This is a genomic window from Paenibacillus sp. BIHB 4019 (genome assembly GCF_002741035.1).
Lineage (GTDB): Bacteria > Bacillota > Bacilli > Paenibacillales > Paenibacillaceae > Pristimantibacillus.
This window is the reverse complement of sequence record NZ_CP016808.1, coordinates 919200-935699: the sequence shown is the minus strand read 5'-3', so window position 1 is coordinate 935699 and position 16500 is coordinate 919200. Positions and strand designations below refer to the sequence as shown.

Below are 16500 nucleotides of genomic sequence, written 5' to 3'. Positions count from 1 at the left end.
GCGATCAAATGGGAAGTCTCAGACGCGTTGGCTTGGCAGTGGCATTGTCGGTTTCATTAGTAGTTGGTTTTGTTCCTTTCGGAGGAAGCGTTGCTAACGCTGCGGGGGAATCGGGAAGCTTCTCGGTGCTTAGCTACAATGTAGGCGGGCTGCCAGGTTTTTTATCCAGCTCCAATCCGGAGCAGTTCACTACACAGATCAGTCCTTTGCTCAATGATTTTGATATTGTGAATGTGCAGGAAGACTTCAATTACCACAGCCAGCTGATCTCTGCTGCGAACCATTCTTATAAGACTGCGACGAGTGGCCCGGCACTTATTGGGAGCGGACTGAACATGCTGTCCAAGTTTCCTTTTACCGATTTGGCACGGGTAAAATGGAAGGAAGCCTACGGCGTATTTGACAGCGGCAGCGACCAGCTTACGCCGAAGGGCTTTACCGCATCCCGGCATGAGCTAGCCCCAGGCGCTTATGTCGATGTGTACAATCTGCATGCCGACGCGGATGTTGATCCCGGCTCCATGGCGGCGCGGGCTTCGAATATTCGCCAAATGTATGCATATATCAATCAGCATTCGGACGGCAATGCCGTTATCGTATTCGGGGATACGAATACGAGGTATACGCGGGAGCTCGCCCTGCTGCAGGAAATGACGGCAGCGACGGGGCTGACCGACGTATGGGTGCAGCTGGTTCGCGGCGGCAGCGTGCCTGCTATGGGCGACGCGCTTATTGATGCAACAAATCGCAATGGCCCGAACAATGAGGTCGTTGATAAAATCTTCTATCGCAGCGGTCCAGCGATTACGCTGACCCCGGCCCAGTATAAGCTGGAGGATACGAAATTTGTGGACGCTGCGGGCAATCAGCTTTCGGATCATTTTGCCATTAGTACAAAGTTTAACTACCAGCTGTCGGCGCAGATTTCGCTCAGTGCGCCGTTCGGCGGCACTGGCGGCGAGCATTTCAACCAGCTGGCGCATTTGCCGGGCGGTCAGCGGCTGACCTCGCTCAGCATCCGCAGCGGCTCGCGTCTGGATGGCATCCAGCTGGGGTTTGCAAGCGGGGTGGTGCTGAGTGCTGGGGGAACGTCAGCTGCGCAGAGCAGCATTCAACTCGCTTCGGATGAGTATGTGAAAAGTGTAGTGCTGAACCAAGGCAGCCGCAACGGCGGCATGCGCATCTTCTATGCCAAGTTTACGACTAACAAAGGGCAAGTGCTGTCTGGCGGCACTACGACGTCCGATGCGGCAACCTATACCGCGCCGGAAGGCTGGTATATTGCCGGGTTTTATGGCAAAGCGGATAGTGAGATGGATCGGTTGGGCGTCATTTATAAGAAGCTGTAAGGGAAACGGCAGGGAGGGAATAGCATTTTAAATACAGGGCAGTAGGGAAAGAATCCTGCTGCCCTATATTTGTGTTCCAAAAAACGAGTGAAGAAAATCTTAAAAAGAGATATTTGGCTATATTACAGATGGGAATGTAAAAGAGACGTGTTTACATCAAAGTTTTGGAATTTGTGGTTCATAACTGATACAGATGATGAATTTCGTATCACATAAAAGCTGAAATGGAGGAAGAATTATGAAGAAAAGAGCTAATTTTAGATATAGGTTAATTTTCCTATTTTTAATGAATGTTAGAAGCCGTTTAAATCATAAAGTGTTTTAATAGGACTAATTTCACCCTCCTTAAGTCTCCTTTTAATTATTCGTAAATAAAAACGGCGTTTTAATAACCTAAATAAAGTAATTTAAATGTAATATGAATTTCAATTAATTTCTGTTTAAAACCAAGGATTTAGAAATTTATTTCATTAGTACAGAGAGTAATTTAATGTATTGAAATTTTCAAAGAATTGGGTGTATAATAAAAACAAAAATTATGTTGGAAATTATCGCAAAATGTAATTCCCTTAAAGGAGCTTAGGCGAAAGAAAATGTCCGGACTTCATCCATTAAAATCAATTTAATGAATGAATAAGTATTTCATTTAATTTAAATTAACATTTTAAATTATGATTTTTATTTTATTCCCAAATAAAAAATATGATAAATGGTGGTAAGAAATATGGATATAAAAAGCGCAAGTGACACTCAAATTCAAAGAACACCTCGAATTATGCCTTATTACCCAGATGGAGAACTAGTTCTTCAGGACCCCGCGAGGCCGCTGGGCAAGCCGACATTTTCATGGCTTACGATTTTAGTTCCGCCGCTTGCCATGCTTGTTGTTGCTATATTTATGTCAACTCTTACTAAATCACATATTATGTTAATTTCTACAATTGGAATGACGACTGTTACCGTCGTTGTATCCATATTGAATTACAGGTCTACGGTTAAGAAACATGAAGAGCAAACGAAAAAGCAGGAAAAGAAGTACCTCGATTATTTATTTAATATCCGCTATGAATTATTGGAAGCATCTAATCAGCAACGGGAAGCACTCCGCGTTATATCTCCCTCGATAGATGAATGTATCTCCATCGTTAAACAGAGACAGAAGCAATTGTGGGAAAGGACTGCAATTGAAACTGATTTCTTGTCAGTCAGAATGGGGAATGGCATGCAGCCTTTAGCTCTTAATCCTACATACACGTCCAATACAAAAGCAGTAGATGAAGATAATCCATTAGAAAAAATAGCGAGCACCATTTGTGAGGAAATGGCCTTTGTACAGGATGTCCCCGTTCAAATTCCGTTACAGTCGATTAGCACGTTAGGGTTGTTTGGAAAAAGGGCGGAAGTTAGCGAGTTTTTGAATGCCCTACTTGTTCATTTGACAACTCATCATGGCTTCGATGATGTGAAAATTGTGGGGTTGTTTGATCAGGCTGAAATGGAGATGTGGGGCTGGACGAAGTGGCTTCCGCACACATGGGATAAAGATCGTGAAATTCGTTTTTTGGCTAGCAATGAATACGAAGCTTCTATTCTTGCGGATGTCCTATTAGCTGAAATGAAGCGGAGAGATGAGGATAAGCCCTCGTATGGTACGAAGACGATTAAGCTGCCGCATTACGTTTTTCTCATGCTGGCTCCCACTTTGTGGGAAGACTCCGATCTAATGAAATACATTGTTTCTAACAATGATTCGTTAGGGATAACAAGCATCTTTATCTCAGAGAGAATTGATGTTGCGCTTCCTTTGAATTCCCAAGTCATTATTGAAGTGAAGAATGGTCAAGGCATGACGAGAAAAGATCAAAATAACTGTATGGGCCAAGCCACTTATCATTTTTTATCAGATAGCGTGAGCTGCAAGAGGGCAGAGCATTTTTCTAGAATGTTGGCCCCTCTAACGATTAAAGAGACAAAAAATAACAGCTTTATTCCTCCAATGGTTACTTTTCTGGATAGCTTTAATGTGAAGCTGGTTGAGGAATTGAACATTACTAACCGCTGGGGAGAAAATCAAGCGAATCGGACGTTAGCTGTGCCTCTCGGTCAAGCTAGTGCGGGCAAAACGTTGCTTTTTGATATGCATGAAAAAAATTATGGCCCTCATGGTTTAGTGGCCGGTACAACGGGATCGGGGAAAAGTGAGCTATTGCAATCCTTATTGCTTGCTTTGGCTGTTAATTACCATCCGCATGAAATTGCTTTCGTTCTCATTGATTATAAAGGCGGCGGGATGGCAAATGCTTTTGCTGGTCTGCCTCACCTAGTTGGAACGATTACGAATTTAGGCGGCAACCAGATTAATAGAGCGCTTGCCTCCATTAAAAGTGAGCTTTTGCGTAGACAACGTCTATTTGGTGAAGCGGGCGTAACCAGTATTGATGATTATATTGTGTTGTACCGTGAGCATAAAGTTCAATTGCCGCTGCCTCATTTAATTATCGTTGTGGATGAGTTCGCTGAGCTGAAATCTGATCAACCCGAGTTTATGAAAGAGCTCGTTAGTGCGGCTAGGGTTGGCCGAAGCCTAGGCATCCATCTTATTTTGGCCACTCAAAAGCCCTCGGGTGTAGTTGATGATCAAATATGGAGTAACTCCAGATTCAAATTATGCTTGAAGGTCCAAACGCCATCGGATAGTCAGGAAATGTTAAAGCGTCCTGATGCTGCTGAGATAAAGGAAAAAGGCAGGGGCTATTTGCAAGTAGGCAATAATGAAGTGTTTACCTTATTCCAATCCTCCTGGAGTGGTGCTCCTTATAATAATACGGATAGCGAGGAAGAGGTAGCCATTAAAGCCAATTCGCTTAGTATCAATGGGGAGCGTAAACGGCTTTTGCCTAAAGTCAGTAATCATAATGAGTCTAAACGCTTAAATCAGCTGGAATCCGTAGTGAAATATATTAATAGAGTGTCTGAAGAACAAAATATTCGAGAAGCCTTCCAATTGTGGCTTCCTCCTTTGCCGGAATTATTGAGCTTGCAAGAGCTGCTGGTTAATGAAGAGGGATGGAATGGGCAGCAGTGGACGGAACCGGGCGATTATCTAGTTGCTCCTGTGGGATTGATAGATAACCCTTCACAGCAAGCACAGTACCAGCTCAAAATCGATTTTGGACGAGACGGGCATTTGCTAATCTATGGTGCGCCAAGCAGTGGGAAAACAACGATGTTAAAAACGATTTTGATGTCACTTGCCCTAAAATACAATCCAGATTACGTGCATTTTTACATTTTGGATTTTGGTACGAGGACACTAGGTGTTTTTAACGATATCCCCCATCTAGGCGACGTTATTTATCCAGAAGATGAGCAAAAAGTAGATAAATTACTCCAATTGCTGTTAACCGAATTAGAAGATCGCAAGCGGAAATTTTCCAAGCTAGGGATTAGTAATTTGGTTGCTTACCGTTCTTATACAAAAGAAGAGATTCCTTCTATCGTTGTTGCTCTAGATAATTACACGGGGTTCGCTGAAAGCTATGTGGAACAAGTGCTGGAGCTAGGGAAGCTAGTAAGAGAAGGCGGAAACTACGGCATTTATTTTGTTTTTACAGGCAATGCAATAAACACGTTCCCTTACCGAATTGCGCAAAATATAAAGCAATCTATTGTATTTCAGATGGTGGATTCTTCCGATTATTCAAGCATTGTTGGACGTACAGAGGGGCTCGAGCCAGCGAAGGTTGTTGGACGAGGACTTGTTAAAGACCAAATGCCTTTGGAATTCCAAGGAGCTACCCCTGTTGAAGGGGAGAGTGATGATCAGATTGCCGAAGGGATTCGTGTACTCTCAGGGCAAATGAAGGACAAATGGAAAAAGAAACAAGTAAAAACGATTGCTATTATCCCGGATGAGCTGAGCATTAAGGAATTTATTGAAAATGTAAAAAGCCATGCTGGCGGCCAAGGTGAACAGAAGTATGCTTTTCCAGTAGGGCTGGATTGGGATAGCACTCTTCCCTTTGCGATGGATGTAAGCAGCACAAACAATCTTCTTCTTTCTTATGCTCCATCTGTAAATGCAGAGCTGTTGTTTGCTTCTTTGCTTCACTCCATGAGTGCTTTTCTCGATTCGGAACGGGTGAAAATCAATGTTTTTGATAGTTCAACTGTTCTTAAGTCAAGTGGAAATATTAATTTGGAACATGTTCATTATATGCGAACGGAAGGCGAGTTCTCATTATTAACCCATTCTGTTATAGAGCAATTGCAAATTAGGAAAAATGATTCCCGCGAATATGTTGCGAATATGGACGATCCTGACCAGTTTAACGAAAGTGACTATATACTCAGCCGATATCCACTGTTCATCATTTGTCTTCCAGATATTAAAGCTTCTATTGAACGAATGGATAGTGACTCCCTGCAGCATATGGAGAGAATAGCCCGTTTTGGCGGGGGCTTAGGAGTCCATTTATTGATTGGCGGGCTTGCGGAAGAAATAGACCAGCTGCAGTTGGTGACGTCATTGGTGCCGTTACTAGCTGAGGGGGAATCTAAGATGCTGGTCGGTGGCAAGCCATTTGAACATACAACGCTCATTGGGGACAGCTATAAAGGTGATTTCCAGGAATTAAATCGCAAGATGCAAGAAGGCGAAGCAAGGTTTGTGATAGGCACTGAAATTAAAAGATTGAAAATGCCGACCGTATTGTGAAGCAGTACTGCGGAGTAGGACCAATAGATTTTATAGGTGGAGAATCATGGATATCATTAGAGAGACTTTTCAATTAAGCGAGTATGAGCTTGTTTATTTAACCTCCTTAATCGGAGGGACGGGAATTCCTGGTGTTCGTTTAAAGCTTGAATTCGAATCAGATAGTGAAATTCGCTCAGTTATGAATACGCAGCAGCGCTCCTTGGAAAATAAGCAGCTAATGGAAATTGATTTTGATGGCGTTGCTAAAGTTAATGCTACCTTGCATGAATTCATTGAGCTCGCGACCTCCTCAGCAAATTATTACAGTCAATCTATTGAGCTTGGCAAGCGGACCGAGCGGGAAGTGTTTTATTTTGTAGCTCAGCCTTCTGTGTTCGGCATGCATTATGATGAGGAGCAACAATGTTATATCGTTAGAAAATTTTATAGCTTGCAAGAGATACAAGTCGAAATAGCAGAGCGCTTCTCGCTGGATGAGGGAGAAGTGCTTGAGAATGAAACGAAGAGCTCTGAAGAAGTGCAAGAGTGGTTAGTAGAAGCTATGGAAAAAGAGGCGTTTTTAACAAAACTCTGCTTGTTTGAGGTGTCTGGGGAACACAGCGAGCTTGTAAGCTGGTTTGCTATTTTAAAAGAGGGAAAGCAGCTGTGGAAAATTGAGAGGGATGAACATGAAAATTATGATCGTTCATTATTGAGTTTGCCCGCAGCAATTAACGAAATTTATTCATGGTTCTAGCAGTTTAAAGTTGAAATCGGCAGGTGGTAAAACGTATGCAAAGTGCAATCATCACTTTTATTATCAATTCGGGACAAACGGAAACCGTGCAAGACTTAGAAATTTCGCTCGGCATAACGCTAAAGCAATTGCTTGTCCTGTTGCAAACGGCTTATTTATTGCCTGAACAGCATCAATTTAAATGCGAATTCAGTGCTACAGGAGAAGAATGGAACAGCCTTGAGGACGGCGAAATGCTTTCCAATGTTATTTTTGGAGATGGATCGTTAATTCGCATTATTTTAATTTGAATTTATTTTTTTAGGTAAGGAGGGTGTCCTATTAAAAAGATACATTTAGTCTGCGCTCCCGAGCTCACTTTACTGCTCTCTCGAACGCTAGAAATGGAAGGGTTCGTTATTTCGGGTAGCCATGATAATTTGAGCAAGCTGATTGAGGGTTTGCGCTCGAAGGAAGTAGATTCCTCAGCCACTATTATTATTCAAGGCGGGGCAGGGCTCAGAAGCCCTGTTAATCCGAATGAGGTTGTAGCCTTAATTCAAGCTGTAAGAAAACGTCTCAAATATACTCGCCTTATTGTTCAATTGGAAGCTGGGCTGCAAACCGATGTTGAATTTATAAGAGCAATGGTCAACATGGGGGTACATGATCTTCAATTTACCATTGAATTTAAAAGCGATGATATTCTGAACTGGATTAAAGAAAAGAAAACGACTAGAGATTACTACAACATACTAGGGAAAAAGAAATGGCGAATTCCCTTTATCCGTTCAGCTAGTCAAGACCAGACTGGTCAAGGCGCGGGAGGCGGTGCTGTTCCTCCTCCAGATAATGGTTCTTTGCAATCCTTAACAAGGCCGCAGCCTTCGGGGGCATCTGGAGGGAGAGTGAATCCGCCTTCGCCTCCTTCTCCATCAGGGAGCATAAGAAATGAACAGCGGAGCGCGCCCTCAACTATACGGCCAAGAACAGAAAACCCTTTGCCGCTGCAAGAAATTGAGCAAGATGATGACATAGACGCAGCTCCGGTATCGGCGGCAGCAAGAATTATGACAGGCAGTCACTTGCCTCTCATTATAGGGGTTTGTGGAGTTGGTGGTGAAGAGGATGTCGGTGCGGCAGCATTTTTAATGGCTGCGGGCTTAGTGAAGCTTGGCTGGAAGCCTCTAGTTTGCGGGGATGATAGGCCGGAAATCAGTTCTTTGGAAGAAGTGGCCTTCGACGGCGAAAAGGAAGATTCTACTTCGAAAATGTTTGAGTATGAGGGTGTGACCTTTTTTAGACGAGGATACATGTGGGATATTTCGGAGCTAATGACTAGTGGCTTTACTCATATTATTTTGTGGGTGGATATTCATAAAGAACGCAGAGGGATAAGCGCCCTAGAGTTATGGTGGAACTCTCAAATCCCTATTATGGTCGGTAATGGGGCGATGTGGAAATATGAGTTATTGAAGGAGAAGCTTAATACGCTCACACCGCATGAACGCAAAAGATGCAGATTGCTTTTAGAAAAAGGGCATCAGGATGTTTTGCGAAAGCTAAAGAAGGATTTTGCAGATATCCAGGCGACATTGCTTCCCGATCATGATGATCCGCTATACCCGAGTGATACAGCTGTAGAATGGGCAAGCGAATTGCTTGGTAGTCAAAAAAAGCTATTTCGTAAGCCGGTTATTAATTGGATTATTATCGGGGCTGTTATTTTTATTACCTTACTTTTAGTGTTTATGGGAATTGCGATAGTTCCTGAAAGCCAGTAAAGGCTTCGATTACCTAATTAGTGTATTCATAAAATAACGGGGGAGGGTAAACCATGGTTACTTCTTCACAGGTTAGTGGCTATAGCACCCAATGCACGGAGCTAATAAGGAGTGCTCAAGCATGCAGCAGTGAAATGAGTCAATCCATTAAAGGCATGACTTCCTATTGGAATGAAATGGGCCAAGCTCAATTCGCGGCAGAATGTCAAAGCTGGATTAAAGCGATGAATGAAGTTCAGCGGCAGCTATCGCAAGTGCAGACAAGCCTTAATCAATATTCTAACCAATTGAAGCAAGAGGAGCTTGCTAAAGAACGTGAGGCAGCAAGGCAGCGTGAGCAAGAAGCAGCTGCAAGAAATGCTGCCAAATCGTCAACTACTGTAAAGGCTAAGTGATTGATCACATACATAAATAGTTGTCAGACTATATAGATGGAGGTTGTAAATTGGCTGTACGTAGAAATAAGAAGATGATGAAAAATATCATCATTTCAGGAGGGCTAGCTGCTCTATTAACTTCAGGTGTGTGGTTTATGAGCTCTCGTTATTACAATGCCAAGCTAATTGATGAAAGATTTGCTTATGAACAACAGCTTGCCGAGCAAAATGAAGTTTTAGACAGGTATCGCGATCCCTCAAATAAGGCTTTTATTCTAGCTACTATGAAATATGCCGGCGAAGTCATTGAAGAAGATGATTTTATAGAAGATTTTCTTCCTGGGTTTGCTACACCAAGTAATTTGATTGTGAAGAAAGAGGATATTGTAGGCAAGCATTTAAAAATAGATGCGGAATATGGGACGGCTGTAACATCGGAAATGGTTAGGGATGCAGCGGAACTCGACCCTTCAGAACGTAAAGAAGAGACCCAGTATATTAAGCTTCCTCTGAAAGCGAAGAAGCATGATGTAGTCGATATTCGAATTGTGTTTCCAAACGGCGAGGATTATATCATTGTAGCGAAAAAGAAATTGGAAGAAATCGAATTAAACAAGCAATATGCATTCTTTAATGATACGGAAGAAGAAGCGGTATTGCTGCAAGCTGCATTAGTTGATGCCTATATCAATGATGCAGAGCTATATATGAAGCAATATGTGGAGCCTGAGCTCCAACCAAAACCGATTGCTACTTATATTCCGAATATTGACGTAATTCAGTTAATTAGAACCAATCCAATGATTGTCGATCAAGCTAAATGGGATTTAACCGAAAGCATACGTATTGATTTGGAGAAAAGACTGGCGCTCATCAAACCGGACGACCGATTTAGAATAGGGGCTAGCGCGCCAATCGGAAGCGGTGTAACATCGCGAATTGTTCAAGAAGGGGCAGTTGAAGTGCAAACCGATGATTCCCAATCCGTCAATGGCATTGTCGAAAGAGTCGAAACGGGCACTGGACAGGAACAATCATTTGAAAATGGAGGTTCTATCAATCCGAACGTCGATAAGCCTAATCTTAATGATCAAACAACTACAGAGATAGACTCGGAAGTATTAGGAGGACAATAAAAAGAATGAATGTTGTCGTGACTGGTGATTGTCTTAAACATGACTTTATTCTAGCAGCAGCTGTGATGTTAAAGCTGCATACGGAGAAGCAAGTTGCAATCATGACGGATAACTCCAGAAACTATGATTATTTTGAAGGCGAAGTATCTGGAGTGATGATTGGAACGGCGGGACAGCCGATACAGGCGGATATTATTTTATATGATTGGCATGCAAATATCCCGGAAGGCGTTTCGGATGCGACGATTATCTTCGCCACAACTTACGAACGGAAGTCAATCGAGCATGTAGAGATGCTTTTAAGTAAGCAAGTGATTCCGAGCGCATTGCTCGTTATAGAAGAAGATAGCGTCTTGGACGTGAGATTTATTGAAAAGTCCTTTCCGATGATTATGTCCATTATTAGTTATATTGCAAGCTCCAAGCGGACGATTGATTGGGTGCATGACGGACATATTACGATGAAGGTTGACTCGGATTTTGCGGATGCTATTAGTGAGTTCTTAATTGAATTTTGTAATGTTCCAAAAGAAGACATGAAGAAGCTTTGGAAGTTTGCACGGAAGTGGGGGAAATAAATGCTTGTAGCTTTCTGGGGACCTGTCCATGGACAGGTTCGAACAACCTCTAACATGATTGCTGCTGCTACCACTATAGCGCTTGATCATCATTTAAGAATTTTAATGACACATACCCACTTTGAGCGTTCAACCTTGGAGAAGGCGTATAGCAATTTAAGGCAAACGAGCACCTCCTCCTTGTCCGCTGTTGGAATGGGAGCGATTGAGCGGCTCGTACAATGCGGGATGCTGACGGCGGAAGGTGTCAGGGACAATTCAGAGTCCATTTTGAAGGACAGGCTTGATTTGATCGCAGGTCCCTCTAATCAAGATGAAGATTCCTTGCGGCAGGTGCTTCCTCATATTTTTGAGACCTATAAACAGTTTTATGAATTGTTATTTATGGATGTTTCTTCGGGCACGCGTAATGAAATGTCAACGTTAGTAATGCAGCATGCCGACCTCATTGTTATTAACTTGAGTCAAAATCGCTCAGTGCTGGACTCCTTTTTTGGAAAAGAGGATTGGCCCTCTGTGTTGAACGAAAAACCAGTCGTGTATTGTATAGGTTCGTACGAACGGAACTCTAAAATGACAATAGAACGCATAGCAAGGGAATATGGCATTAACAAGAAACAGATCGGTTATGTGCCCCATAATGTGCGTTATATGGATGCGCAAAATGATCAAAATATTATTAATTATTTGTTAAAAGCAAGGATAGCCAAAAAAAGGTTTCTTGAGTTTAATGAGGATGCTTATTTCACAAGCTCTATACGTCATGTTGGGACGCAGATTCTTAGCGCTTTAAATATGTATACAACTGTGGAGGATGACGGCAATGATTAATTTTATTTTGATTGTCATTGTCATTATCGCCATTATCGTGTTTGTATATTTCTGGATGACTAAGCGGAATTCAAAGGAAGAGTCAGCTAACTATTTGAAATATGACATGAATGAAATTGTTGTGTTCATTAGGAAAGCATTTGAAGAAATTATCGCTTCTTCATTATATGAAGGCAGTCCAGGGGTGGAAGAATACAACCGCAGGAAGGCGCGCAGGAGGGAGTTGCAGAAGGCGCTGCGTTCCTGCATGCATGGAGACCTGTCAGCCAAAAAATTTGTGAAGCTTTATATGCGCGACCTGCTATTGAATACGTATGGTTTAAATGAGACGAATGTAAATACCGTCATTAGATTTGATTATATGGATAAGCTTAGCACTCAGGATTGCTTTGAAATTTTATTGCATGTTTTTCAGAAAGATCATCGCCAAGAAGCTTTTAATAAAATCATCGATAAATATAATCTGGACCAGCTTGTGAAGCTGGAGGATGGCTCCAAAGGCTATCGCATAACAGAGGAACAAATTCGCAGCATTTATTTCGCGGAAAAACCGAGGCTTACTTTTCAAGATAAAGTCGACATTATTGTACAAAGAGCCTATCAAATTTATAAAGGCCTGGGTGCCATTGATGAACTTCGTGATCAGAATATAGACGGAATCAATGGCGGGACAAGCGGCATGCCTCCAGATGTCGTGCAAAATATTGATATTAATCATTATGTAAATCAGCAAAGATTTATTGCTCGCTCTTACGATGCAATATGGATTTTTTATCGGGGGAAATCCCTGCAGCTGGAGTTTTTGAGCTTCGGCTCCGAGCAAGAATTGAAGCGTGTTTGTCAAAATATTTATGGATTTGGCAATCCGGGACAGCTCAATGAGGCACGAGGCTACATTATCAACGATATGGCAGATGGCAGCCGGGTCGTTGTCGTCAGACCGAAAATGGCGGAAAGCTGGGCCTTTTTTGTTCGTAAATTCAATGATTCGCTTGTTGATTTAGAAGAACAGATTAAGGATGAAGGATCCGAGCTAGTTATAAATATGCTCATTTATCTTATTTTGGGGCATCAGGTTACGGCTATAACCGGCAGGCAGGGGTCTGGTAAAACAACACTGCTTAAAGCTTTAATCAAGTATATTTATGCTAAAAACATCCGGATTCAGGAGACGTCGTTTGAAATTTGGGCACGGAAAATGTATCCCCACAAAAATATTTTGTCCTTTAGAGAAACGCCAACCGTTAGTGGACAAGATGGGCTGGATGTTCAGAAGAAGACGGATGGTGCGGTTAACATTGTCGGTGAGGCGGCTACCCATTCTGTCGTTAGTTATGTCATCCAGGCAGCACAGGTTGCTTCCGAGTATACCTTGTTCACGCATCATGGCAAAACATTAGCGAACTTGATAAATGCGCTTCGTAACAGCTTAATTGCTTCAGGCGCATTTTCCAATGAAAAAATCGCTGAAAGCCAGGTTGTTGAGGCATTGGGCTTTAATGTTCATTTGGTTCTTCGTTCGGGGAAGCGGTTCGTGGAGCGTGTTACGGAAATCATTCCTGTTGATACGCAATACGAATATCCTAAAACGTATAAAGAGGCTGAAAATGTAACCGACAAGCTGGATGCTTTTATGGATACGATGACCGAATATTTCGGCCGCGTTACAGATCGGCAATCCTATCAATATAGAGATGTTATTGTTTGGGAAAATGATAAGTACGTGGTGAAGGACAGAATAACGGCGCGTAAAGCGGAAGAAATGCTCAAAAATATGGATCATGATGATGCCGAAAGCTTTAAAGCCTTTTTATTGGCCCATTGGGGGGAAGCGGCATGAGTTTGCAATCCATATTGCTGATCATCATTTTGATTTCAGTTGGTTTGCTTTTAGCCTTATTAGCGGTTTATGTATGGGTTCAAAACAAGCTGAAGGGCTCGCAATATAAGGAACAGAGAAGATTAAAGGCGCTGCTCCCTTCTAAGCCCAAAGAACGCAAATGGCTGGAGCTGGCACTGGCTGCTTATCCTATATTGGATGAAATTCCTTTTGTGCGAAGCGTGCTTCATCGCATGAGAGTGAGATTGACGGTTATACATGCAGGTAATGACACGGTGATCAGAAGCCAAGCGGCAGCGCTGACTATAGGCATAATGGCTTGTGTGCTATTGCTTAGTATTGTGTCTTTCTTATGGACTTCCTCATGGTTCAGCCGAATGTCGATTGTGCTGGTCTCCGTTTATTTAAGCGGTGTGCTGAGCGATATTTTTATCGGCCGTTTAAGCAAACAAATTTTATATGATCAGTCTTCGATGATTTTGGATATCAGGCATCAGTATCATCAAACCCATATGGTATTGGTTAGTTTGGAAAATGCTGCAGAGCGCTCAAAGCCGATTGTTGCAGAGCATGCGAGGCGAATCGCCAGCATATTAAGTGCTGTTGATCCTCAAGACGAGCTGCAGAAATATTATGATACGGCGCCAAATCGGTACATGAAGCAGCTGGCAGGTGTCAGCTACAAAATCGGCGAGTATGGCGATGTAGATATACACAAAGGCGAAAAATCGATTTATTTAGCGATGCTCGGAAATATTCGTGAAGAAATTCATCTGGATATTAATCGCAGAGAACGAATTGACCGTTTATTGGCTGGTATTGTCTTTGTGGCCGTTTCGCCTATTTTTATGCTTGATCCAATTCGCAACTGGGCTGAAAGCATGTTTCCGATTGTCTCCGATTATTATAATTCCGCTTGGGGCTTGTATTCGCTAATCCTGCTCTATATCATTTTCGCAACTTCCTTTATTGCCTTGCGGATTTTGAAGGGTGTAGATGGAGATGCACAGGCTGTTAAAGATGAGGGAAAATGGCTAAATCGTTTGCTGAAAATAAAAGGGGTAAAGCAGATGGTTGGGCGGATTACGCCTGCTGAACACGATTCTCTTCATTTAAAGGCGCTGAATAAACTGAAAGAAGCCAACTCTTCGCTTACCATTCACGCTTACTATCTGCAAAAAATAATCGTTTCTGTAGTCGCCTTTTTGGTGATTATCGTATTTCAGGTTTCCATACACCAGACGATTAAGCATAACGTGCTGGAACCGAATATAGCCATTACTACGGGAGGTAACCAGCCTGAATCGCAAAGATTGCTAAGCGAGGAGCGTTACCGATTTGAAAATTCGCTGGTTGGCGAGCTGGTAGCTAAAGATGTTTCTCCAGATGAAGCATCGGCCTATATTTATAAAAACCTCCAAGATAAAAACTACTTGCCGGAAGGCTTGGATGAAGCTAAATACGCCGCTGGCCTTATGGAACGGGTAGAGGCATACAAGAGCGAATACTATAAATGGTATGAATTAATGATTGCCTTTTGCGTAGCGCTGGCCTTTTTCTACGCTCCTGATGCCTACTTGGTTATTCGCAAGCAAATTAGGAAATGGGAAATGCAAAATGAAGTGGATGGATTTAATACGTTGTCTATGATGCTATCCAATTTCCCGAATATTAGCGTATACGAAATCATTGAATGGCTTCATCGCTATAGTTACATTTTCGAAAGGCAGTTACTGCGGTGCATGCTGGATTATGAAGCGGGAGCATGGGGAGCGATAGAGCAATTGAAAGACGATGCGCGCTTTGTGCCATTGGAACGATTGGCCGATCGTTTGCAGGTTGCAGCAGATTTGATTCCTGTGAAAGAGGCCTTTGATGATATGGAGGCAGAAAGAGCCTTTGCTATGGATCAGCGCAAGGAACATTATGAGAAGACAATTAGTACGAAGAGCACGCTGGGAAAAATGTTTGGATTTCTGCCTATACAGGCGACATTTGCTCTATATTTATTGCTTCCTTTTGCTTACATGGCATTTAAACAGCTTAGCGATTTAACGATACTAACGAGCAAGATGTAGAGGAGGGAATGCGATGGAAAATATATCGGTATTCCTGAAAACAACGATATCCATACTTATTACGCTGGCGATTATTACATCCGGCATGTTTTTATGGAGTGCCTCGCAGCCAGTGCTGCAGCTTGCGAATGGACAGGCTGCTGCTCAGGCGAGAGAGTTAACGGAGCAGCAATACTCAGCGTATGACAATCAGCTTGTGAGCGGTTCGCAAATTGTAACCGCCTATCGACGATATGCGACGCATGAGGGACTTGTTCTGTATGTTCAGTTTTATAAAAATGGGACGTACACCAATTTTGGAATGAGGCCGGACGAAATATCGAGTGCCTGCAGAAACTTTAATTATTCATCTGGACAAGTTGAAGAGGGGACTTCCTACAATTGTTACGCGGATGAGGATGATTTGACGAGCAATTACAGCTCCTATTATATCTCTCCCCAGTCCCGGTTCCGAGCTACGCTAATTAAAGATGCGAACAATACAATTCAAGCTATTTATTTTCGGTCGCAATAAGGCTAATGCAGATAGCTCTTAAATGAAAGATTAAATCAAGGCCATTATATTTATAAAGGATGAGTGAAATGGAAAATATTTCAACAGGGTTAAAGTGGGTTATTGGAGTTATCGTTACGATTCTCATTATAGCTGCAGCTGTAAGTATTTATCTTGTAATTAACGGGTATTTCAACCGGGCGCAAGAGCAGACGCTCGCCCAGACGAAGCTTATTAATCAGGCAGAATTCAGCAGCTATGATAATAAAGACGTGTCAGGCCAAGATGTTATTAATGCTTCTACACGCTATAGTGGTCGTCCGCAATTTTCTGTTTACATTGATACAGGTGAAAATAGAACGGGGTTTTATGCCAAAAACAATTATACAATTTGTTACTCAATTCCAACAGGATCAGATCTGTTAGTGGACTTATCTACAAAGGCATGTTCTTACGATACGAAAAGACAAGTGGACGTTTCAACTATGCAGGATCAAACGAATAGTGTTTATTATATCAACACCACAGCGGTATTTGTTTCAAAAACCTATAAAGATAAAAATGGAGAAGTTCGTTTAATAGAATTTTCTCAAAAGTAG

Annotated in this window: 13 protein-coding genes; all 13 read left to right on the top strand. The window is 42.4% G+C overall.

The genetic code is table 11. The annotated features are described in order from the left end of the window. The first annotated feature begins 8 nt into the window (after nucleotides 1-8). The 13 genes from BBD42_RS04055 (at nucleotide 9) to BBD42_RS03995 (ending at nucleotide 16500) form a co-directional block, all read left to right on the top strand. Nucleotides 9-1349, top strand: coding sequence for a jacalin-like lectin (locus tag BBD42_RS04055; protein WP_099517108.1), 1341 nt, complete (start codon nucleotides 9-11; stop codon nucleotides 1347-1349). A gap of 724 nt (nucleotides 1350-2073) precedes the next feature. After that, a complete protein-coding gene (gene essC / locus BBD42_RS04050; protein ID WP_172455381.1) occupies nucleotides 2074-6066 on the top strand; it encodes a type VII secretion protein EssC in 3993 nt (1330 codons plus the stop codon). 46 nt (nucleotides 6067-6112) lie between these two features. Then, nucleotides 6113-6805, top strand: coding sequence for a hypothetical protein (locus BBD42_RS04045; RefSeq protein WP_099517106.1), 693 nt, complete (start codon nucleotides 6113-6115; stop codon nucleotides 6803-6805). A 35-nt stretch (nucleotides 6806-6840) separates the two neighbouring features. After that, nucleotides 6841-7095: a hypothetical protein gene (locus BBD42_RS04040; protein ID WP_099517105.1), complete on the top strand. Its 255-nt coding sequence runs from the start codon at nucleotides 6841-6843 to the stop codon at nucleotides 7093-7095. 129 nt (nucleotides 7096-7224) lie between these two features. Further along, entirely contained in the window at nucleotides 7225-8568 is a 1344-nt protein-coding gene (locus BBD42_RS04035; protein WP_099517104.1) for a hypothetical protein, read from the top strand. Nucleotides 8569-8621: 53 nt separating this feature from the next. Further along, the gene (locus BBD42_RS04030) at nucleotides 8622-8963 is read left to right on the top strand and encodes a WXG100 family type VII secretion target (protein WP_099517103.1); all 342 of its coding nucleotides are present in this window, start codon (nucleotides 8622-8624) and stop codon (nucleotides 8961-8963) included. 50 nt (nucleotides 8964-9013) lie between these two features. Next, a complete protein-coding gene (locus tag BBD42_RS04025; RefSeq protein ID WP_150131507.1) occupies nucleotides 9014-10081 on the top strand; it encodes a hypothetical protein in 1068 nt (355 codons plus the stop codon). 5 nt (nucleotides 10082-10086) lie between these two features. Beyond that, nucleotides 10087-10659 (top strand): hypothetical protein, encoded by a 573-nt coding sequence (locus BBD42_RS04020; protein WP_099517101.1) that lies wholly within the window; start codon nucleotides 10087-10089, stop codon nucleotides 10657-10659. Further along, on the top strand, nucleotides 10660-11490 hold the full coding sequence (locus BBD42_RS04015; RefSeq protein ID WP_099517100.1) for a hypothetical protein: 831 nt from the start codon (nucleotides 10660-10662) through the stop codon (nucleotides 11488-11490). Continuing rightward, entirely contained in the window at nucleotides 11483-13330 is a 1848-nt protein-coding gene (locus BBD42_RS04010) for an ATPase, T2SS/T4P/T4SS family (RefSeq protein ID WP_099517099.1), read from the top strand. The genes BBD42_RS04015 and BBD42_RS04010 overlap by 8 nt, the downstream gene beginning before the upstream one ends. Continuing rightward, nucleotides 13327-15408 carry a hypothetical protein gene (locus tag BBD42_RS04005; protein ID WP_099517098.1) on the top strand — a complete coding sequence of 694 codons (2082 nt, stop codon included), beginning with the start codon at nucleotides 13327-13329 and terminating at the stop codon, nucleotides 15406-15408. Before BBD42_RS04010 ends, BBD42_RS04005 begins: the two co-directional genes overlap by 4 nt. Before the next feature lie 13 nt (nucleotides 15409-15421). Then, entirely contained in the window at nucleotides 15422-15922 is a 501-nt protein-coding gene (locus BBD42_RS04000; protein ID WP_099517097.1) for a hypothetical protein, read from the top strand. Between the two features lie 68 nt (nucleotides 15923-15990). Then, a complete protein-coding gene (locus BBD42_RS03995) occupies nucleotides 15991-16500 on the top strand; it encodes a hypothetical protein (RefSeq protein WP_099517096.1) in 510 nt (169 codons plus the stop codon).

Coding starts and splice junctions, on each gene's coding strand:
- BBD42_RS04055 (WP_099517108.1), top strand. CDS start 9: ATGGGAAGTCTCAGACGCGTTGGCTTGGCAGTGGCATTGTCGGTTTCA.
- essC (WP_172455381.1), top strand. CDS start 2,074: ATGGATATAAAAAGCGCAAGTGACACTCAAATTCAAAGAACACCTCGA.
- BBD42_RS04045 (WP_099517106.1), top strand. CDS start 6,113: ATGGATATCATTAGAGAGACTTTTCAATTAAGCGAGTATGAGCTTGTT.
- BBD42_RS04040 (WP_099517105.1), top strand. CDS start 6,841: ATGCAAAGTGCAATCATCACTTTTATTATCAATTCGGGACAAACGGAA.
- BBD42_RS04030 (WP_099517103.1), top strand. CDS start 8,622: ATGGTTACTTCTTCACAGGTTAGTGGCTATAGCACCCAATGCACGGAG.
- BBD42_RS04020 (WP_099517101.1), top strand. CDS start 10,087: ATGAATGTTGTCGTGACTGGTGATTGTCTTAAACATGACTTTATTCTA.
- BBD42_RS04015 (WP_099517100.1), top strand. CDS start 10,660: ATGCTTGTAGCTTTCTGGGGACCTGTCCATGGACAGGTTCGAACAACC.
- BBD42_RS04010 (WP_099517099.1), top strand. CDS start 11,483: ATGATTAATTTTATTTTGATTGTCATTGTCATTATCGCCATTATCGTG.
- BBD42_RS04005 (WP_099517098.1), top strand. CDS start 13,327: ATGAGTTTGCAATCCATATTGCTGATCATCATTTTGATTTCAGTTGGT.
- BBD42_RS04000 (WP_099517097.1), top strand. CDS start 15,422: ATGGAAAATATATCGGTATTCCTGAAAACAACGATATCCATACTTATT.
- BBD42_RS03995 (WP_099517096.1), top strand. CDS start 15,991: ATGGAAAATATTTCAACAGGGTTAAAGTGGGTTATTGGAGTTATCGTT.